Below are 20,070 nucleotides of genomic sequence, written 5' to 3'. Positions count from 1 at the left end.
TACAATACTAAGATAGATCAGAACATACATATAGAAGTGCTCCGATTCTGCCGGAGCCGGAACATAAGCCGCTAGAGGGGAGTTTCGCTGAACGCCGATGATACGCACGCTTGCCATTACCCATACCCATGAGGTGCTGACGGGAATTTCGCTGGAAGAAGCCCGGATGGAGGACTATGCCTGGATGTGGGTGGATTTCAACGGTCCGACCGAAGAGGAATCCGCCCTTTTACATACGTATTTTCATTTTCACCCGCTGGCGGTCGAGGACTGCATGCATGTGCTGCAGCGGCCGAAGCTGGATATGTACGAGGATCTGCAGTTCTTCGTTCTGCACGCGCTCGATCCCGATACGCTCGGGGTGGATGAGGTGGACCTTTTCCTCGGGCACGACCTGCTCGTGTCCTTTCATCTCAAAGAGCTGCCGGTCGTCGACGACGCCTGGGAGCAGATCCTCCAGCATGCCCATGACCGCAAAATCTGGGCGCGCGGCCCGGTATCCTGCGCCTATACGATCATGGACCACTTGGTGGACCGCTATTTTCCGAGTTTGTACAAAATCGAGGATGAGCTGGCCGACCTGGAGAACCGCGGCGGCAAAGAGTCGGTCGAGGAGCTGATGAACCAGGTGTTCGACCTGCGCGGCCGGCTGCTGAAGCTGCGGAGGACGATCGTGCCGATGCGCGATCTGCTGTACCGGGTCGTCAACTCCCAGCATGTCCAGAACAACAGCGAGCACAAAGTGTATTTTGCCGATATTTACGACCATCTGCTCAAGCTGACCGACATGATCGAGGCCGACCGCGAAATGACTGCCGACCTGCGCGACAGCTACATCTCGCTCAACTCCAACCGGGCAAACGCGATCATGAAGACGCTGACGGTCATTACCGTCATCTTCATGCCGCTGACGCTCATCGCCGGCATCTATGGCATGAACTTCGTCAATATGCCCGAACTCAACTGGAAGTACGGCTACCCCGCCGTCATGCTGCTCATGTTCTTGCTGGGGGCGGGCATGGTGCTGTGGTTCACGAAGCGCGGATGGTTCAAATAGGGGGAAGGATTATCTGGGATTGCGTCAGGCCAAGAGGAGGTTAAAGCAGAACGGAATGCCTCATGCCAATTGAATGTTAATGTAGAACGGGCGGCAGGACAAGAGAACGTGTGGTAGAACGGAATGCGCCAGGCCAAGCACGGAAGTGGAGAGACTTCTGCGCTGGGACCTGGCGCTTGTATGTTCTTTGGCCATGATATGGTGGCGAAGAGGGAATCATCGTTATTCTTCCGGTAAAATGGGCGACATGAGGGTATCGATACTCTGAATGGTGAGTACGATAGGGCAAGAGGTACGATATGGCACGGTTCATGACACCGGCTCATCGCACCAACGAAGGCTTCGTTCGACACTTAAACGGCAATGGTAGTGGATTTTTAAGCGTCAGCTGCGCTTCTTCTTGGATGTTTTTTTCGACGTGCTCTTCTTCGACGACGATTTTTTCTTGGAAGACGATTTCTTGGACTTCTTTCTCCGGCGCGGTCTGTACTCGCCATCATTGCTGCTGTTGGTTTTGCCTTTACCGAGACCCGCGAACAGTTTAAACATCGGGGCGATCTGCTGCATACCGGTCATCACCTTCTGGAATTTGCCGACGGAGTTCACAATGCCGTCGATGCCGCCCACCCGGTCGATCAGTCCCTTGAGGTCGCCGAGCTGGGCGAGGGAGAAGCCGGTTTTGGCGGTTTCGGCTGCGGCAGCGACCGGAGCGGCGGCTGCGGCTGCAGCTGCCGCGGGAGCAGCCGAAGCGGCTGCGGATACTGGCGGGATGATCTCCGCCGTACCTGCCAATCCTTCAGGTCCGTAATAAGGCGCAAACCCGGGAGCGCCTCCGGGTAATCCGCCGGGTGCTCCAAAGTCCGGATAGCCTTGAATGCCGGGATACGGGGACGGTGGATATGGGGAGGCAAATTCGTTCAGCGAGCGGTGGTCAGCTTTGGGCTTTGCCTTTGACTTATGGTAGTAATGCTCAGGCATGATATCACTTTCCTTTTTGGAATGATTTACTATACTGTATGTGCTGGGCAAACATAATGTATGGACGTTAGCCCGGTAGACAGGGATAGGAGCGGAAACGGGCGGATGCCCAGCCGGCGCGGAAGCAGCGGTTGAAACGGTCGGCAACGTTGGAATGCGGCTTATTTTTGCTTGACCCTGACACTAATGTCACGGTTTATAATGAGCTCATCCCAAAACAGAAAAGGAAGATGCCGTGATGGATATTTCGTCCCAAGAAGAACATATGATTCAGGCGCTGCGTGAGGTGGCATTACCTCCACTATTTGTGCTCATCCGGATTCGGAACGATATTTTAAATGACACGGTCAATATCGAAGAAGGCCGGAGAAATGAGATCGTAAGCACGTTGGAACGATACATCGCCCCGCTCTGGGAGGATTATCATAAGGAGAAGAACGCACAAGCCAATGAAGGAGCTTCGGGTCTGGAATGAATGGGCACGACATAGAGAAGGAGCTTCGGATCTGGAATGAATGGACACGACATAGAGAAGGAGCTTCGGGTTTGGAATGAATGGGCACGACATAGAGAAGGACCATCCAGTTCGGAATGAGTAGACACCAACATCAGAGCGACGCGCCATGCCGCCATATCGGGCGGTTTTTCTTTTGCACAAAAGCTGGCATTCAAGGATCCCAGACCTCATACCCTACAAGATTCAGCGGAGGCCAGGTTGGTGCGTGGGGGAGGATCCGGGAGAAGGAATATCGCTAACTTGTGATCACAACCCGGAGTCCAATGCCGGGAATTGGAAATGATCCACCAAAACATGTACAAGCCCGTCTGGATGATGTATAATTTAAGCGCTTTCAAGTGGAAGGTGGTGTTCTATGCATTTTAACCGTGGAAGGGCATCGGGGACCGGGCGGCGGATCCATGTCGCTTTATTTGGCCTGCTGCCATGCAACTCTTCAGTGCGTGAATCCGTTAACGCTTGAAAAGTTCATACCGGCTCGGTACAATGGGAGTACATAGAGGACTATCATTTGAACACGGATTGACCGATATTAAATGTGGAAAGACCCTGTGACGGGAGCAAAATCCTGAATAGGCAATAGTTACAATAGGGGATGATATTTCAGTGCAGCTGAAGAAACTTAATGATAAAAGCATCGACCAACTATTTGAAGCCATTTTAACTCTTAAAGATGTAGAGGAATGCTACGTATTTTTCGACGATCTGTGTACCGTCAACGAGATCCAGTCTCTCTCCCAGCGTCTGGAAGTGGCGCGTATGCTCGGCAAGGGCAGCACGTACAATCAGATCGAGGCGGAGACGGGAGCCAGCACGGCCACCATTTCGCGGGTGAAGCGCTGTTTGAATTATGGCAACGAAGGGTATAAAATGACGTTAGAGCGTCTCGGGCGTTAATATGCGCAAACCGGGGGTACTTGTTATCAGTCACGGCTCCAGGGAATCCTCCTGGGTCCAACTGGTCGACGATGCCGTTGGGCAGCTGCCGCTGCGGGGAGAACTCCCTGTGGCGGCTTCGTTCTTGGAGATCGTGGAAGGCCGCTTGATTCAGGACGGGATCGATGATCTGGAGCGTCAGGGCGTTACGGATATTCTGGTGATTCCGCTGTTTGTCTCTTCGGGCAGCACCCATGTGAATGAAATCGCATATGCGCTCGGCGTCATTGACGCCCCGGCCATCGACACGGACTTGGAGCCATTTCGCATCCGGGGGAATATTCTGTACGGAGAGCCGATCGACAACGATCCGGACGTGGCCCGCATGGTGTGGGATAAAGTGAAGACGGAATCGAAGAACCCCGGCGAGGAGGTTCTTATTCTTGTTGGTCACGGCAGCAGCCACGACGGCTTCCGCCAGCGCTGGGAGGAAGGTCTCTCGCGCCTGGTGGAGAGCGCCCGGGCGATCGGCGGCCTGGCCGCGGCGGACTATGCCCTGCTTCGGCCCGACAGCGTGCGGGCGAAGGTGGAATACTGGCAGAAGGAACGCGGAATGCAGGTGATTGCAGCTCCGCTCTTTTTGAGTGACGGCTATTTCACCCGGACGGTGATTCCGCAGCGGCTGGACGGGTTAAATTACCGGTATTCAGGTGAAGCGCTGCTGCCGCACCCGCTGCTGACCCATTGGATGGAACGGCAGATCCGGAGCTGGCTTGCGCGTGATGCTGATGCGTCATTGTAAGGAACAGGCGCTTATTCGGAAATTATCAACTTATTAGGTGGCGTATGTATGAAAAGAGCACGTTTGATTTATAATCCCACCTCAGGCCGGGAGGAAATGCGCCGGCGTCTGCCGGACATTCTGCACCGGCTCGATCAGGGCGGCATCGAGGCTTCCTGCCATGCCACGATGGGCGAAGGGGACGCCACGAAGGCGGCCATCGACGCCGTGGAGCGGGGGTACGACATGATCATCGCCGCGGGCGGTGACGGCACGTTGTACGAGGTCGTCAACGGCATGGCGGAGAGGGATAACCTGCCGCCGCTCGGCGTGTTCCCGGTCGGAACGACAAACGATTTTGCGCGGGGGCTGGGCATTCCAAGGAACTGGGAAGACTACTGCGACCTGGTCATCCGGCAGCAGACCCGGCCAATCGACGTGGGCAAGGCGAATGACCGGTATTTCATCAACATCGCTGGGGGAGGCACGCTCACAGAGCTGACGTATGACGTGCCCAGCCGGCTGAAGACGATGATCGGCCAGCTCGCTTATTATATTAAAGGCGTGGAGAAGATGGTCAGCCTGTCTCCGCAGGAGCTGATCATCAATGCCGAGGGCCAGGAGACGATCCATGACGAGTTCATGATCTTCCTGATCACGAACACGAATTCCGTTGGCGGCTTCGAGAAGCTCGCGCCGGGCGCGCGGATCGACGACGGCCTGCTCGACGTGATCGCCCTCAAGAAATGCAACCTGGCCGAATTCGTGCGGCTGGTCAGCCTCGCGCTGCGCGGAGAGCATTTCAACGACAAGAAGGTCGTCTACTTCCGCACGAGATCGATGGAAGTGACGTCCCCGGGCAAGGTGCTGCTGAACCTGGACGGAGAGCTCGGCGGAACGCTGCCAGGGCAGTTTTCGGTGCTGCCGCAGCATTTGCGGATTTTTGCGTAAGGCTTGTTTTTGACATACCTCGATATAGACAACAGGGATAGGAACAGAATGGTTCATCCTGCCGTAGGGAAGCTGGGCAGGCGGTGGATCATCGCAGGGGAGTTAAGATGTCGGCATGCGGCTCATCCACCAGGGATGGGGCAGGGCATCTTGACTTTTTTTGTGCGCTTTTCTGTTATAATGGGAAGGATGCGGGGAAGAAATGAAGCCAGAGGGTGTGGGGCTTATGACCCGCGGGATAAAAGATGGATTAGTGTGTGGAGCAAGGAATGAGCAAGGATTAGTATGCGGAACATGGATGAATCATAGAGCAGTATATGGGGTACAAGGATAGTCATGGATCAGTTTGCAGAGCAAGTAACGGAATATCAATCCTCATATAACTTTGACGAATACAAGTGGACAAGCCGCCGTGCATCGGGGCTATCCCTTTCAAAATATACTCGAAAGAAGTGACTCAAGCAGCATGAACAAGCGACACAGCCGCCGGAATTCCGGCCGCCGCAGCACGCCTGCAGCGATTGCCGGCCTGCCGGTAGCGAAAAACGATGAGGCCGTCATCGACATCATCGGTATGAACCATGACGGAGAGGGGGTTGGCCGAGCAGAAGGCTACACCCTGTTCGTCGCGGGTGCCCTTCCCGGCGAGAAGGTCCGCGTGAAGGTACTCAAGACGAAGAAGCAGTACGGCTACGCCAAGCTGCTCGACATCGTGCAGGCGAGCCCCGACCGGATCGCGGCGCCCTGCCCGATCTATGACCAGTGCGGGGGCTGCCAGCTGCAGCACATGGACTACGCCGCCCAGCTCGCGTGGAAGCGCCAGCTGGTCGTGGACAACCTGACGCGCATCGGCAAGCTGCAGGTGCTCGGCGAGCCCGAGCTGCGCGGGCCACAGGCCGCCGATGGGGCGGAAGGCGCGGATGCTGCTGCGCCGGCATCCATCGCCGCAGCGGGCGGTGCAGCGCAGCAGGGCATCCAGGTTCATGCCACGCTGGGCATGAACGAGCCGTGGCGCTACCGCAACAAGGCCCAGGTGCCGATCGGCGTCACCGAAGGCGGCCTGGTGGGCGGCTTCTACGCCCGCGGCAGCCACCGCATCATCGACATGGAGACCTGCCTGATCCAGCACGAGCACAACGATGAGGTCGTTGCCCGCGTGAAGGCCATCGGGCGGAAGCTCGGCATCACGGCGTACGACGAAGAAACCGGCAAAGGCCTGCTTCGTCATGTCGTTGTGAAAGTCGCGTTCCGCACCGGCGAGATGATGATCGTTCTGGTCACGAATGGGGACAAGATACCGCATGCGGACGAGTGGATCTCGGAGATCCGCGAACAGCTGCCGTCGGTCGTCAGCATCTGCCAGAACGTCAATACGAAGCAGACGAATGTGATTTTCGGTGATGTGACTCGTGTCCTGTGGGGCAGCGAAGTCATCTATGACTATATCGGCGACGTGAAATTCGCCATCTCGGCACGGTCGTTCTATCAGGTGAATCCTGCTCAGACCGAGGTGCTGTACGGAAAGACGGTCGAGTATGCGCAGCTGACCGGGAAGGAAACGGTCATCGATGCGTACTGCGGCATCGGGACGATTTCGCTGTTTCTGGCCCAGCATGCGGGCAAGGTGTACGGCGTCGAGATCGTGCCGGAAGCGATTGAGGATGCACGCCGCAACGCGGAACTGAACGGGATGAGCAACGTCACGTTCGAGGTCGGAGCGTCCGAAGATGTCATTCCGGCCTGGAAGGAGCAGGGCATCGAAGCGGACGTCATCGTCGTCGACCCGCCGCGCAAGGGCTGCGATCCAAAGCTGCTGGAGACGATCCTGGAGATGAAGCCGGAGCGGGTGGTTTACGTGAGCTGTAATCCTTCCACGCTGGCGCGGGATTTGCGGATGCTGGAGGATGGAGGATACCGGACGGTGGAAGTGACGCCGGTGGATATGTTCCCGCATACGGTTCACGTAGAATCGGTGGCTTGGTTGGTGAAGGATCGTCTGTAAATAGCAATCAAAGTTAACCCAAAGCCTAATTAGTCTGCATAAAGCATAAATAGTCTGCCTAAGAGCCGAACGAAATTCAGGTACTCACTCCTGATTTTCTCGGCTTTTTTAAACCCAATCGATAACCGCCGCGGGAACCCAGGGCAGGGAATATTATTTTTAGGGAGCGGGACAGGATAAATGCATACCGTTTCCACTCGACCCTGAACCCAAAACCCGCTAAAATCCTTGCCCCGCCTGCATTTTTCCTACTGATAATTCCGCCCAGCTTTGCCCCTATTCCACCATTTGACAAACTACCTACCAGAAGGTAGAATGACAATATGAACAATTTATCTAACACCTATGACGAAATCCTGGCTTGTGCGCGTTCTCTGATCATCGCTGGTGGCTACAACGGCTTCAGTTATGCTGACATCGCTGATGTGGTTGGGATTCGCAAGGCGAGCATCCATCACCATTTCCCAAGTAAGGTCGATCTGGTCCGAACGCTGGTTGCGCGGTATCGGAAAGAAGCCGAAGAGGGGATGGCCAATCTCGAGCATCAGGTATCCGATCCGCTCGAACTGCTTCGGTTCTACACGGGTTATTGGGAAGCCTGCATCATGGACGACAGCGCTCCGTTTTGTGTCTGTGCGCTGTTGGCAAGCCAGCTCCCCGTCCTGCCCGAGGAAGTTGGCCTAGAGGTCCGGGCGCATTTCCGCTCCCTGTCGGCATGGTTGACAGCTGTGCTGGAGCGCGGCGCACGGCAAGGGGAGCTTCAACTGATGGGTACCCCTCATGATGAGGCCGAAGCGTTTATGGCGACGGTTCACGGCGCGATGCTCTCGGCGCGGGCCTATGGCGATCCGAAAATATTCGGCGTCGTGACAAGCTCGCTCTTGGAGCGATTCTCTTCGCGATGAAAGCCGCGATGGAGATGGTTTGTAGTCATAATCTAGAAGAAAAGAGGTGAATCCTTTAGCTTTACCCACTTTGAGAGCAGGCTATATTCTAATGAGGATCAGCCCGCTATATTACGAACGAGTCGCATCTCATCCGCCAATTGCAGATACGAGGCATGCCGTCTACATAACGTCAGTCTACAGTGAGAACGGCGTATTCTTGTCGCTGAATGATTGCTAAATGGCCCCTGCTGCCCGTCGATTGATCAGACATACCTCCAGAGCTGCTGAGTATGGGATATCGGTTGTGGCCGGTCCCGTCGAGTGGTCCGCGCGTGATGTTTTTTCACGACAGGCACGGGGGACGTTTAAAGCAGCCGGCGGAGTCTTGTCTTTTTAACCTACCTATTAGTAGGTAGTGATTTACGACCAAATGAATTTTTGATCAGGAGTGCTGTCAGCCGCTAGTATCGGCTCGCGCCAAGACAAAACAAATCAACCTTGTCCTTATGGACTGGAAGGAGACAATGATGTTTGGAATTTCATCACTCGGCTGGGTGCATACACTCAGCAGCTTGCCCGCCATTCCGCTGGCTATCTATATGTTTGCTCGTTACGGACGGATTGTACCCCGGTCAAAGCCCGGTATCGTCTACTTCATTTCGATGCTGATTGGCGCGATCACCGTATTCCCCATCGCACATCAGTCGGCTAGCTATGCCATTGGTACCGCAACGATCCTACTGCTGCTCGCCGGATACGGCGTCGGGCGTATTTCGAGCTTAGGGCGTGCGGGGAAGTACCTCGAAACCATCTTCTTGAGCCTGACGGCGTTTCTGCTGATGCTGCCGACCATTACCGAAACCCTGACCCGTGTTCCTAACGGCCATCCCTTCGTCACCGATCTGAGTTCGCCCATTCTCCGCAGCGCTCAAGGCATTCTCTTCGTCATTCTTATTGTTGGCTTGACAGCCCAAATCATCCATTTGCGCAGGCAAGGCAAGCGCGCGGCATTCGCCTCGCCAGCCGAGATTTCTGCCGAATGAAGCTTCATGAATTGAGATTTAGCCTGATAAATAACCAGCAAGTCTATCTAATTTATAGCCGCTTTTATGAGAAAGTTTTAATTAAAAAGGAGAGCGAAACATGTCATTAACTCAAGCTTTAGCGGAAACCAAACAGCAATTTATCGCGCATACCCCTATAGAGATTCAAACAGAGATGTTCCGTCAGATCCGGGAGCAGCAGGAATCCGGTATTCCTTACGGCCGGCAGGAGGGGGAGAAGGCCAAAGATTTTACACTCAAGAATGCTTTGGGTGAAACGGTGAATCTTTATGATGAACTGTCCAGAGGACCTGTTGTCCTCACTTTCTACCGGGGCGGATGGTGCCCGTTCTGCAACAGTCAGCTGAAGGCTTATCAGAAGCTACTGCCGGACATCGAAGCCCTTGGGGGCCAGTTGATCGCGGTCAGCCCGCAAAGCCCCGACAACACGCTTTCCCAGCAGGAGAAAGAAGAGCTGACCTTCCAAGTACTGAGCGACACCAACGGTCTCGTGGCTGCTTTCTATAACATCCTTTACGACGTTCCGGATTATATCCAGAACATGATGAAACAAATGGGCATGGACCTGGCGGAATACAATGCGACGAACCGTTGGATCCTGCCGATTCCTTCCACTTTTATGATAGACGAATCCGGTATCATCCGTTCTGCCTACGTGAATCCGGACTTTATGCAGCGGTTGGATCCGGAGAATATTTTGCATGAATTGAGAAAGCTGTAAACCTTACGATAATAATTGCTATACTTGTGATTCATAGGAATGGCATGATTAAATGATTGGAATAAGGAACGAATTTCTCTGATAGGGGAGTTCGTTCTTTTTCTTATAATATCAGAAAGTATAAACTCCAGAGCCATGGCTTCCTGATATTGCAAGAAAAACTTCCTTTAAACGCGGCCTGTCTTCTGGGAAGGTACGTCGATAGAGTTTTTCTTATAATATCAGAAAGTATAAACTCCAGAGCCGTGGCGGCTTCCTGATACTGCAAGAAAAACTTCCTTTAAACGCGGTCTGTCTTCTGGGAAGGTACGTCGATAGAGTTTTTCTTATAATATCAGAAAGTATAAACTCCAGAGCCATGGCTTCCTGATATTGCAAGAAAAACTTCCTTTAAACGCGGTCTGTCTTCTGGGAAGGTACGTCGATAGAGTTTTTCATATATCTGACAATATAAAAATTTCGGAGTAATTTGATATATAATATGGTTAGAAGGGTTGGAAGCTCAAGTGTACTTTGGTTTAATCATTAAGTTATGAAGCATGATATAAGTGGATAAGAAGTCAAATATGAGGCGTTATATTTTTGGATAACGGCTGAAGCTTTATTATTACGAGAGGATTGAGTTTGAAGTGAACGATAATTTTTGGCTTGATTTACCCCGGCCTTTTTTTATACTTGCACCAATGGAAGATGTGACGCATGTTGTTTTTCGTCATGTCGTGAGTAAAGCAGGAAGACCGGATGTGTTTTTTACCGAGTTTGCGAATACGGAGAGCTACTGTCATCCAGAAGGCAATCATAGTGTGCGCGGCCGTTTGCTATTTACCGAGGATGAACAACCGATGGTTGCACATATATGGGGCGATAAGCCGGAGTATTTTGAAAAGATGAGTATCGGGATGGCGAAGGCAGGATTTAAAGGGATCGATATCAATATGGGTTGTCCTGTTCCTAATGTGGCATCCAACGGGAAGGGAAGCGGATTAATTCTCCGCCCAGAGGTTGCCGCTGAAATCATCCAAGCCGCCAAAGCAGGAGGTTTGCCTGTAAGTGTAAAGACCAGACTTGGTTTCACCAGGGTGGATGAATGGCAGGACTGGCTGACCCATATTTTGAAGCAGGACATCGCTAATCTTTCGATCCATTTGCGTACACGAGAGGAAATGAGCCAAGTCGATGCGCATTGGGAGCTGATTCCTGAAATTAAGGCACTTCGGGATCGTGTGGCGCCACATACGCTGCTCACCATTAATGGAGATATTCCTGACCGTCAAACGGGCCTGAAGCTGGCAGAACAATATGGTGTGGACGGGATCATGATCGGGCGTGGTATTTTTAAAAATCCGTTTGCCTTTGAAAAAGAGCCGAGGGAACATAGCAGCGCCGAATACCTTGATCTTTTAAGATTGCAGCTGGATCTTCATGATCAGTATTCCCAACAATTAGAGGCACGTCCATTCAAAGCTCTTCATCGCTTTTTCAAAATTTATGTCAAAGGGTTCAGAGGGGCAAGCGAACTCAGAAATCAATTGATGAGCACGGCGTCTACCGATGAAGTGCGTGCGCTTCTGGACGAATTTGCCCAGCGTATAGATGAGGGTGCAGACAGTTAAATAAGGTATTCGAAGTACTCCGTCCCTTAGGGGATGGAGTTTTTTTGCGTTCTACGATAGACGAATTTAGTCTTATTCGATTGCGATTGTGTTGTACTGAAGGGCAGATTATGATAATTGTACGATAATCATGATCCCTATGGAGTGATGACTTTGAGATACACCGATTACATCCGTCTGAAAACAGGCAGGTACCAATCTGCAGGAAAGTTTGGCGGCGATATCTACGCATATGAGGTCTTAACGGGGATCGCCGACACCCCGGAGTACCACCAAATTTCCAAGGAGGAATTCGAATCGTTTGAAACTTGGAGCCAGGAGTACATTACGGACCTTAAAAAACTCTATGAAATCATTAACCGCCCTGTCATCTGCAGCGGTTACCTGGGAAGAGCGGAGCTGAATACTTCACTGCTTCGGGATATGTAGCCGCAGGAATGGAGAAGAACTTGTATTCATAGTGACAACAAAAAGTATACAATCGTGGGGGTGTTCGTATGATTGATCAAATCAAACAGGTAGTATATGAAAATTGTAGTCAGCCCAATGTATTAGGTGTACTTTTAATGGGTTCGGTTTCAGCTGACGCTCATGACCAGCTCTCAGATGTCGATTTACTTGTCGTCTATCAACAGTCCGAGCCCGTGTTGCGTCTTCCCAACGCGGCTTGGAAATGGGATGTATCCTACATAAGCGAAGAGGAGATTAAAGGGCTTCAAAAATGTTCGGATTGGCGAGCGAACGCTTTTTTAACTGCTCAAATCATCGTTGACCATACCACATGGCTGCCATCGGTTATTCATGAAATCTGTACACTATCTGATCAAGAATCTGAAAGACAAGTCACGAGATGGTTGGATGCCTATCTGAATGCTTTTTACCGATCTATGAAGGCAGTAAGAAGAAATAATGAACTTGGGTCTTTACTGCAGGCTTCATCGTCTATCATGTGCTTAATCCATTGCTTGTTTAGTATGAATAAGCTTATTCCCCCTTATTTGGATAGAGTGGATATCTTACTCGATCGTTTGGAGCATCTTCCAATGCAGAAGACAGCTTTAAGTGAACGGTTTGCAGCGATATCCAAAACCGCTAACCCCAAGGATCAAATCATATTGTTTAGAGCTACCGAAAAATTGCTGAGATCTTTTGGGTTTAATCAAGTGTATGAGGCATGGGGAGACCAGCTGGAAAATGAAGTGAATTACTGGGACGGCTGAAGATGAGGGATTTGTTCAGCGATGGAAAGCTCTCTTAGTCATCCAAAAAGGAAGTGGTCCGTACATCAGACGGTTCAATGGATAGGAATCAACGCTTGGATAAGCAAATCTTATATGAAAGGGTGGCTCGTGTGAAGCAAGGACTCATTGTGTTGTTGAACGGAACTTCAAGTGCGGGAAAGACGAGCATTTCCATGGAACTGATCAATCAGAAAGAGATTCTTTTTCATCATTTATCCATTGATGATTTTTATCATAATTACAATGATTTTATTAATAATAAATTTCCAGATTTAAAACCTGTAAGAAAATTGGATGATGAAGTTATCGGACAAATCATATTTGATCCCATAATCTCCATGTACTACGCGACAATTAAATTGTTTTCCGAAATGGGACTGAATGTAATCGTCGATACCGTAATCGAAAATGACAAGTGGTTTAATGATTATCTTGATGTACTTTTGGATTATCCTACATTATTTGTAGGTGTCATATGCTCGAAAGAAGAACTTGCAAGAAGAGAGCAAATCAGAGGAGATCGGAAGATTGGACTAGCAGCTTCCCAATTCGACAAAGTATATTCCTTTAATGAATATGACCTTGAAGTAAATACTGAAGAGTTGAGTCCGACAGAATGTGCCGAAAAAATATTAAATTTTATGAAGTCCCATCAGGATTACTCTGCATTTAAGAAATTAAGTAAAAGAGAGGTCAGTGTTTCATAGAAGGCGAATCCATCAGATAACAACATATTCAAGATGGGGGCTATTGCCCCAGTCTGGCGGGGGATTTGGAGTTATTTTAATGGGAAGCAATGGATCAATCAAGACGTCAGCCGGACAAAATAATAGGCTGTCGTCGTTAAGCTAACGGGCAGGATAATGGAGTGATTTTGCGAAGGAGTCGATTTGAGGTGGTGGCACTTTTGATCAGAGTGGTTCTGTGGGACTTGGATGGGACAATTCAAGATAGTGATTCGTTGGCAAAGGAAGGTACACGTTATGGATTTAAACAGGTTCTTGGAAGGGAGCCGACAGACGACGAATTTTCTCAGCTGGTTGGACGCCCCGTTCCTGTAGTCTATAAAGAATGGTTCGATGACAATTTGGCAGAACAAATTCTAGATACGGGAACACATTACTACCAAGAACGTGCGGAACAGATCCCTTGCTACCCAGATGTACCCGAGCTTTTGGACGAATTGAAGCAGAGAGGTTATCGGATGGGAATCGTATCTTCTAAACGGCGGTTTCATGTCTTAAAAGAATTACAAAACAAATCATTGGACATTTTGTTTGATGTTATCGTAGCCCAGGAAGACACCCTATACCATAAACCTCATCCTGATCCTCTAGTTCTCGCTGCAAGTCACTTTAATTCACTCCCTGAAAATTGTCTTTATATCGGAGACCAACCCTCAGATATAAGAGCAGCTCATGCAGCACGAATGAAGAGTATTGCGGCGCTTTGGGGAGACGGCGATTATGAACGACTTAGGCCGATATGTCCATCAATGTTTGCCCATACCCCGATGGATGTACTTAACTTTCTGCCCAATATCCATATGAAGTTAATCTAACGAAAAGGATAGCTTAATAACGACCAGGGAGAAGCTGCCGGCGCTGACCGACAGCTTTATTAAGCTAATAGGCAGATTACATTAGAAATGATTCACATAGCCACAGAAAGGGGTTATTACCGTGAGTATCACTTTTGAATCGGTTAAACAGGAAGTTGAGGAGCTCGTACAGTTCCTCACATCAGATAGCTGGCCTTATCATGGAGTTGAGAACCCTGCTGAATCCGATATCAGAAAGGCTTATGAAAATGGCGCCTATCACAATGAGAATACTCGAACGTTCTGGATCATTGATCAAGGCGGCCATCAGAAAATCGGGCTGATCCGATTGTTTGACGTCTCAGATCCGATTGTTATGTTCGATCTGAGAATCCGAGGCGAGTATCGGGGCAAGGGTATCGGAAAGTCAGCTTTGAGTTGGATCGTCTCGCACGTGTTCTCTGAATACCCGGAAGCGATCCGCATTGAAGGACATACCCGAGTGGATAACACGGCTATGCAAGCTCTGTTTGCTAAATCGTTGTTCGTGTTGGAAGCGTATCATCGTAAATCTTGGAGACAAGCCGGGCTATTGTTTGACTCCGTCGGTTACGCGGTGATTAGGGAAGACTGGGAGAACAATAAGGTTACACCTATTCCCTGGTCGATAAAATAATTGATGGAATCCAATTTATTTCATTAGCAATTAAGGTAATGGGTACGATAGCTTAATGAAAATATGATTACGAGACGTGAGCATCTTGTACATTCAAATCATTGTGAAAAGCTAACTGAAGAGCTGCTTCGCGCTCGAAAAGCCAAATCAAATGATTTTGTTTTTTTTGGTGTTGACATTAAAAGGATGATCGGATATATTTTTTACATACCAACCGAATGTATGAAAAGAGGAGACGTATGGCAAGGAATAAATATCCTGAAGAAACAATCAACCAGATCTTAACCGTGGCTCTTAACCTGTTCATTCAAAAGGGATACGAGCAGACTTCCGTTCAGGATATCATCAACGAGCTGGGCGGGCTGACAAAAGGGGCAATTTACCATCACTTCAAGTCGAAGGAGGAGATCCTGCAGGCTGTCACCGATCATTTGTTCCAAGGTGTTGATGATATGCTGTCCAGTGTCCGGGACGACAAGGAGCTGAACGGACGGGAAAAGCTTCGCAAGATTTCCCTCGTCTCTCTCGACAATCCCGCCCAAGACGAATTGGCATCGGTGGCACCGAACCTCTTGCGCAATCCGAAGATGCTGGCGGCACTGATCGAGAACATCATCGAGAAAGCCGTACCCATCTATATCCAGCCCATCATCGAACAGGGTATGCGAGACGGATCGATCCGAACTGACTATCCTAGGGAGCTTAGCGAAGTGCTGATGGTACTCACCAACATTTGGCTAAACCCGGCGATCATTCCAGCTTCGCCCGAGGTAGTGTTGCGCAAGGTAAAGTTTTTCGATGAAATATTGAAAGGCCTGGGGCTTGACCTGTTCGATGAGCAAATGATTCAACGGTACGAGGAACTGTTGCGTATGTCAGCTAGAGAAGTCAGCAAAGAAAACTAAACTGCCGAGAGGCAGCTTATTTTTAAGCCTATTCATACCAACGGTTGGTATGAATAGGTGATCCGGATTCAAAGTGCTTGTTAGAGAACTTAATTATAAGGAGATGTGAATGTAATGAATCAGAAATTGACAATGACCACCCGCTCGCTGGAACAGCAAGTCGTGACCAACTTTAGTGGAAGCAACCTGGTGAAAAGTGACTTAGCGCGCGTTACGGCCCATAAAGGACAGTTTAAGGGCAGCGCGCTCGCCGGTTCCGACTTTTCGGGCTCTGATTTGACCGGCAGTACGTTTAATAGAAGCGACGTACGCGAAGCCAACTTTGACGGCACGAATCTGACGGACTGCAGCCTGTCTGCGCTTGACCTGACCAATGCAAGCTTCAATAAGTCGATTCTTGTACGAACCAACTTCAGCAGCGCGAATCTTAACGGAGTCAAATTCACGGGCGTAAGGATGACCGACGTCACGTTAACGACAACGGATCTGAAAACAACGATATTTGAGGGCTGTTGGTTTGACGGGGTTGACTTCAAGTACTCCGATCTGAGCGGGCAGCGTTTCGACGGACAGACGTTTATCGGTGTGAAGTTTGACAGAGCGGATTTAAGCAACGCTTCGTTCCAGGGCGCTACATTAAATAATGTTTCTTTCCAACCGGGGTTTACCTTTACGAAGAAGTACTATCGCATGATCAAAACGATCTGCTTTGACGGCGCGACGATGGATAAACTGACATTTGCTGCTCTCAAAGGCATGGATGCCAATTTGTCAAAAGTCACCGTCATTTAAGGGAGGGGATCCGATGCAAACCAAGACCATTCAAGTGAAAGGACTGCAAAAATCCAACAAGCAGCTCCAAGTGCTGAAAGGTGACGTTTCGGAGCCTTCTATAGTGAAAGAACACAAGCGGATCCTTTAATAAAGGAGAACGTCAAGCCGGGAGAGAGTTGTAGTTTGAAACAATTGGACTGATAAAAAAGTAAAGTGAGGGAAACGAAATGGAAAAGAAAACAACAGAAAATTTTAGTTCGTCAGAAAATATGAAGGAAAAAGGAATCGCTGCCCGGCAGGATCGCCCGGAGCTGCAGAAGGCCATCCAGGAGATCGTCGATTCCGGTTTCCTCGGGGTGCAGCTGCGCGTGCACGATGGGCAGGGCGAGTGGGTCGGCAGCGCCGGGGTGAGCAGGTTGGACGAGGAGACGAAGCCGCCTACAAACGGGCACTTCCGGATAGGCAGCAACACCAAGACCTTCACCGCGACCGTGGTGCTGCAATTGGTTGCCGAGGGCAGGATCGGGCTGGACGACTCGGTGGTAGACTACCTGCCTGAGTTCGGGATGGACCCGCGGATCACGGTGCGGATGCTGCTGCAACACACCAGCGGGGTGTTCAACTTCACCGGCGAGTACTACGAAGACGGGACAGTCGTGCCGGGGATCCCCTGGCAGGGCCAGGAGTGGGTAGATAACCGGTTCAAGACCTACCGGCCGGAGGAGCTGGTACGGCTGGCTTTATCCAAGCCGGCGCGATTCGAGCCGGGAACGGACTGGAGCTATTCCAACACCAACTACGTGCTGGCCAGGCTGCTGATCGAGAAGGTCACCGGCCGCTCGCTCGCCGAGGAGATGCAGCGGCTGATTCTGGGGCCGCTTGGGCTGTCGGGTACCGTGGTACCAGACACCCAGCCGGAGATCCCCGAACCGCACGCCCACGCCTACTACCGGTACGAGGAGGCCGGCGAGCAGAAGACGGTCGACATCACCCGCCAGAACCCCTCCTGGATCTCCACCGGCGGCGACATGATCTCGACCACCCAGGATCTCCACACGTTCATCTCCGCGCTGCTGGGCGGCAAGCTCCTCCCGGCCCCGCTGCTGGCCGAGATGTGCAAGCCGTATCCCAAAATCGGCTATGGCCTGGGGGTGTTCGTGCAGAACGTCGGCCCGAACGGCGAAATTACCATCATCACCCACAACGGCGGCATTTCGGGCTACGCGGCACTGATGTACAGCACGCCCGACGGCAGCAAGACCCTGACCGCCTCCTTGAACTATGTGGACGACGCCGCCATGTCCCTGGCAGTGGTGTTCCAGAAGGCGACGCAGAGGCTCCTCGAGGAGGTGTTCGGCGGCGGACTGGCCGGGTCGGCTGACGCGGCCGAGCCAGCCAGTAAACAGGACTGAGCACCGTGGAACGTATGCCCTGAGGCTGGACTCCTTCCGATTGTGCATGGGGTAGAGCGTTCGCCGGGATGACCAAGTTGAGTAAAGCTCAAATTTATAGAGATGTTAAGCTAACGAAGACGATAGTTCAATAATGAACAAGAAGCCAGCCGATTACTTTGATCGGCTGGCTTTATTCAACTAACGGGCAGGATAGAGTAATTATAGAACCGAATTATTTAATAACTTATTTCTTCAGTAACACATCAGGCCCGTATATTAGGGTGATCAACGGCGCGTGATGGCACGAATGGTTGCCACAGCTGACAAAGGAGAACCAAACAGTGAAAAAGTACATACTTTTCGATCATGATGGTGTTCTGGTGGATACTGAATTCTGGTATTACAAAGCGGGAGAACGCGCTCTGGCTGACATTGGATTTACCTTGGATAAAGATCAATACCTCTCCGACATGACCCAGTCATTGGGCACTTGGTCCCAAGCTAGGGCGGCAGGTATTGATGAACAGACCATCAGCAAGCAGCGTGAGGTCCGCAACGTCTATTATCAGGATTATCTTAGAACAGAAGCCATAGAGATTGAAGGTGTAGTTGAAACTCTAGCCGAATTGTCAAAGTACGTCCGCATGGCTATCGTGACGACTGCAAAACGTGCGGATTTTCAACTTATACATGAAAAACGCCAGATCATACAATTCATGGAATTCGTCCTTATACGTGAAGACTACGAGCACACCAAGCCGCACCCGGAACCATACTTGACCGGCCTAAAGCGCTTCGGGGCTAGCAAAGAAGAGACCCTGGTTGTAGAGGATTCAAACAGAGGGTTGAACTCAGCTGTGGCGGCTGGGATCGACTGTGCTATTGTCCATAACGACTTCACCAAAACACATGACTTCTCACAGGCCAGCTATCGAATCAAGACGCTGATTGAACTAAAGGACATCATCCTGAAAGTAAACTGAGAGACCCTAGAACCTTCGTTTGGGCCTGATAAGGCCGGCACAATACGGATTATAGTAATTAATGCATCGGCTTTTCCCATTCACCTTTGATGACTATTCCTGTCTCTTTCGCCGCTGCTTCAAGATTATGGATTTCCTGTGCTGTCAGCGTGATTTCGGCGGCTTTTACAGCATCAGCAATTTGGGAAGTTCTCGTAACGCCGATGATCGGAACGGTTCCTTTCGCAATGGCCCAAGCGATGGCAACTTGTGCAGTATTCGCATTGTGCTTATGGCCGACTTCCTTCATAACATGAATCAGGCCTTCCAGTTTCGCAAGCACGTCTTCATCAAACGCCTCGCCTCTTCTGGTGCCGCTGGGGAGAGGATTTTTCGCGCTGTATTTGTCAGTTAATGCGCCTTGCTCCAATACCATATAGGAGAAAAACACAATGTTGTTTGCGTTGCAGTAATCCATAATTCCGGCTTCTTCGGACGAACGGTACAGTAAGCTGTAATGATTTTGTACGGCAGAGATGTTCAGCCCTTCTTCAGCCAAAATACTTTGCGCTAGCTGGATTTCCTCCAGAGTGTGGTTGGAGACGCCTGCATATTTTACTTTTCCGCTTTTCATGAGCGGAATCAGCTCTGGAGTCCATCTTTTTACATCAAGAGGATTGTGGATCCAATAGATATCCGTCTGGTCTGCGCCGAGCCGATCCAGGCTGCTGTTCAAGCGGTCTTCAACAGGGCCGCCAAGCTGCGGAGTGAATTTCGTTGAGAGCAGCACATCGTCGCGGCCTTTGGTAAACTCGCCCAGAATGCTTTCGGAGGCTCCCATCCCGTACACCGTCGCAGTGTCCCATAAATGGAGTCCGGCTTTCATCGCCGCATCAAAAACCGGTTTTAAGTCTTCAGCGGTAAGATGATTCCCGAAAATAGCATCCCCGCCGCCTTGGCCGATCCCCCATGACCAGGTACCAAGAGCGATCGGAGGAATCATTTCATTTTGTAATTTTACTTTTTTCATTGGTTTCAACACCTTTCTGTATTAGTGAAACGTTTATCGCATGAGATAAGAATATCAAGGAGACGAATGAATTTCTTTGCCTACAAGCTCATTTCTATTTG

Annotated in this window: 21 protein-coding genes; 19 read left to right on the top strand and 2 right to left on the bottom strand. The window is 50.6% G+C overall.

Annotation, left to right across the window (positions count from 1 at the left end; translation table 11 throughout):
* Window positions 1–97 precede the first annotated feature (97 nt).
* Complete coding sequence (gene corA / locus MKY74_RS33170; protein ID WP_076176783.1) at window positions 98–1,057, top strand: magnesium/cobalt transporter CorA; 960 nt, start codon at window positions 98–100, stop codon at window positions 1,055–1,057.
* 384 nt (window positions 1,058–1,441) lie between these two features.
* Here the strand turns inward: corA and MKY74_RS33165 are convergent, their stop codons facing one another.
* Window positions 1,442–2,035 (bottom strand): hypothetical protein, encoded by a 594-nt coding sequence (locus tag MKY74_RS33165; RefSeq protein WP_076176782.1) that lies wholly within the window; start codon window positions 2,033–2,035, stop codon window positions 1,442–1,444.
* Window positions 2,036–2,273: 238 nt separating this feature from the next.
* Between MKY74_RS33165 and MKY74_RS33160 the strand changes: the two genes are divergently transcribed.
* The 18 genes from MKY74_RS33160 to MKY74_RS33075 all read left to right on the top strand — a co-directional run bounded on the left by MKY74_RS33160 (window position 2,274) and on the right by MKY74_RS33075 (window position 18,960).
* Entirely contained in the window at window positions 2,274–2,510 is a 237-nt protein-coding gene (locus tag MKY74_RS33160; RefSeq protein WP_076176781.1) for a hypothetical protein, read from the top strand.
* Between the two features lie 648 nt (window positions 2,511–3,158).
* Window positions 3,159–3,449 carry a YerC/YecD family TrpR-related protein gene (locus MKY74_RS33155; RefSeq protein WP_076176780.1) on the top strand — a complete coding sequence of 97 codons (291 nt, stop codon included), beginning with the start codon at window positions 3,159–3,161 and terminating at the stop codon, window positions 3,447–3,449.
* A gap of 1 nt (window position 3,450) precedes the next feature.
* Window positions 3,451–4,230 carry a sirohydrochlorin chelatase gene (locus MKY74_RS33150; protein WP_076176779.1) on the top strand — a complete coding sequence of 260 codons (780 nt, stop codon included), beginning with the start codon at window positions 3,451–3,453 and terminating at the stop codon, window positions 4,228–4,230.
* Between the two features lie 48 nt (window positions 4,231–4,278).
* The gene (locus MKY74_RS33145) at window positions 4,279–5,160 is read left to right on the top strand and encodes a diacylglycerol kinase (protein ID WP_076176778.1); all 882 of its coding nucleotides are present in this window, start codon (window positions 4,279–4,281) and stop codon (window positions 5,158–5,160) included.
* Between the two features lie 466 nt (window positions 5,161–5,626).
* Window positions 5,627–7,162: a 23S rRNA (uracil(1939)-C(5))-methyltransferase RlmD gene (gene rlmD, locus MKY74_RS33140; protein ID WP_076176777.1), complete on the top strand. Its 1,536-nt coding sequence runs from the start codon at window positions 5,627–5,629 to the stop codon at window positions 7,160–7,162.
* 323 nt (window positions 7,163–7,485) lie between these two features.
* Window positions 7,486–8,067 (top strand): TetR/AcrR family transcriptional regulator, encoded by a 582-nt coding sequence (locus MKY74_RS33135; RefSeq protein WP_076176776.1) that lies wholly within the window; start codon window positions 7,486–7,488, stop codon window positions 8,065–8,067.
* A gap of 506 nt (window positions 8,068–8,573) precedes the next feature.
* Window positions 8,574–9,092, top strand: a complete 519-nt coding sequence (locus tag MKY74_RS33130; RefSeq protein WP_244169464.1) for a hypothetical protein — start codon at window positions 8,574–8,576, stop codon at window positions 9,090–9,092.
* A gap of 100 nt (window positions 9,093–9,192) precedes the next feature.
* On the top strand, window positions 9,193–9,834 hold the full coding sequence (locus MKY74_RS33125; protein WP_076176774.1) for a peroxiredoxin-like family protein: 642 nt from the start codon (window positions 9,193–9,195) through the stop codon (window positions 9,832–9,834).
* Between the two features lie 629 nt (window positions 9,835–10,463).
* On the top strand, window positions 10,464–11,447 hold the full coding sequence (locus MKY74_RS33120; protein WP_076177100.1) for a tRNA dihydrouridine synthase: 984 nt from the start codon (window positions 10,464–10,466) through the stop codon (window positions 11,445–11,447).
* Window positions 11,448–11,600: 153 nt separating this feature from the next.
* Window positions 11,601–11,876, top strand: a complete 276-nt coding sequence (locus MKY74_RS33115; RefSeq protein ID WP_076177101.1) for a hypothetical protein — start codon at window positions 11,601–11,603, stop codon at window positions 11,874–11,876.
* A 68-nt stretch (window positions 11,877–11,944) separates the two neighbouring features.
* Window positions 11,945–12,667 carry a nucleotidyltransferase domain-containing protein gene (locus MKY74_RS33110; RefSeq protein WP_076177103.1) on the top strand — a complete coding sequence of 241 codons (723 nt, stop codon included), beginning with the start codon at window positions 11,945–11,947 and terminating at the stop codon, window positions 12,665–12,667.
* A 131-nt stretch (window positions 12,668–12,798) separates the two neighbouring features.
* Entirely contained in the window at window positions 12,799–13,395 is a 597-nt protein-coding gene (locus MKY74_RS33105) for a chloramphenicol phosphotransferase CPT family protein (RefSeq protein WP_076177111.1), read from the top strand.
* A gap of 209 nt (window positions 13,396–13,604) precedes the next feature.
* The gene (locus MKY74_RS33100) at window positions 13,605–14,249 is read left to right on the top strand and encodes an HAD family hydrolase (RefSeq protein ID WP_244169481.1); all 645 of its coding nucleotides are present in this window, start codon (window positions 13,605–13,607) and stop codon (window positions 14,247–14,249) included.
* 121 nt (window positions 14,250–14,370) lie between these two features.
* Window positions 14,371–14,904 carry a GNAT family N-acetyltransferase gene (locus MKY74_RS33095; RefSeq protein ID WP_076177104.1) on the top strand — a complete coding sequence of 178 codons (534 nt, stop codon included), beginning with the start codon at window positions 14,371–14,373 and terminating at the stop codon, window positions 14,902–14,904.
* Between the two features lie 239 nt (window positions 14,905–15,143).
* Window positions 15,144–15,809: a TetR/AcrR family transcriptional regulator gene (locus tag MKY74_RS33090; protein WP_076177105.1), complete on the top strand. Its 666-nt coding sequence runs from the start codon at window positions 15,144–15,146 to the stop codon at window positions 15,807–15,809.
* A gap of 114 nt (window positions 15,810–15,923) precedes the next feature.
* Window positions 15,924–16,601: a pentapeptide repeat-containing protein gene (locus tag MKY74_RS33085; RefSeq protein WP_084204343.1), complete on the top strand. Its 678-nt coding sequence runs from the start codon at window positions 15,924–15,926 to the stop codon at window positions 16,599–16,601.
* Window positions 16,602–16,810: 209 nt separating this feature from the next.
* Window positions 16,811–17,995, top strand: a complete 1,185-nt coding sequence (locus MKY74_RS33080) for a serine hydrolase domain-containing protein (protein ID WP_084204345.1) — start codon at window positions 16,811–16,813, stop codon at window positions 17,993–17,995.
* 323 nt (window positions 17,996–18,318) lie between these two features.
* Window positions 18,319–18,960, top strand: coding sequence for an HAD family hydrolase (locus tag MKY74_RS33075; protein WP_076177107.1), 642 nt, complete (start codon window positions 18,319–18,321; stop codon window positions 18,958–18,960).
* Window positions 18,961–19,018: 58 nt separating this feature from the next.
* On the opposite strand, the gene MKY74_RS33070 is transcribed toward MKY74_RS33075, so the two are convergent.
* Window positions 19,019–19,969 carry an aldo/keto reductase gene (locus MKY74_RS33070; protein ID WP_076177108.1) on the bottom strand — a complete coding sequence of 317 codons (951 nt, stop codon included), beginning with the start codon at window positions 19,967–19,969 and terminating at the stop codon, window positions 19,019–19,021.
* Window positions 19,970–20,070 lie beyond the last annotated feature (101 nt).

The sequence above is a fragment of the Paenibacillus sp. FSL R5-0378 genome, from assembly GCF_038009285.1.
Taxonomy (GTDB): domain Bacteria; phylum Bacillota; class Bacilli; order Paenibacillales; family Paenibacillaceae; genus Paenibacillus_AQ; species Paenibacillus_AQ favisporus.
This window is presented reverse-complemented; position numbering and strand designations above follow the sequence as displayed.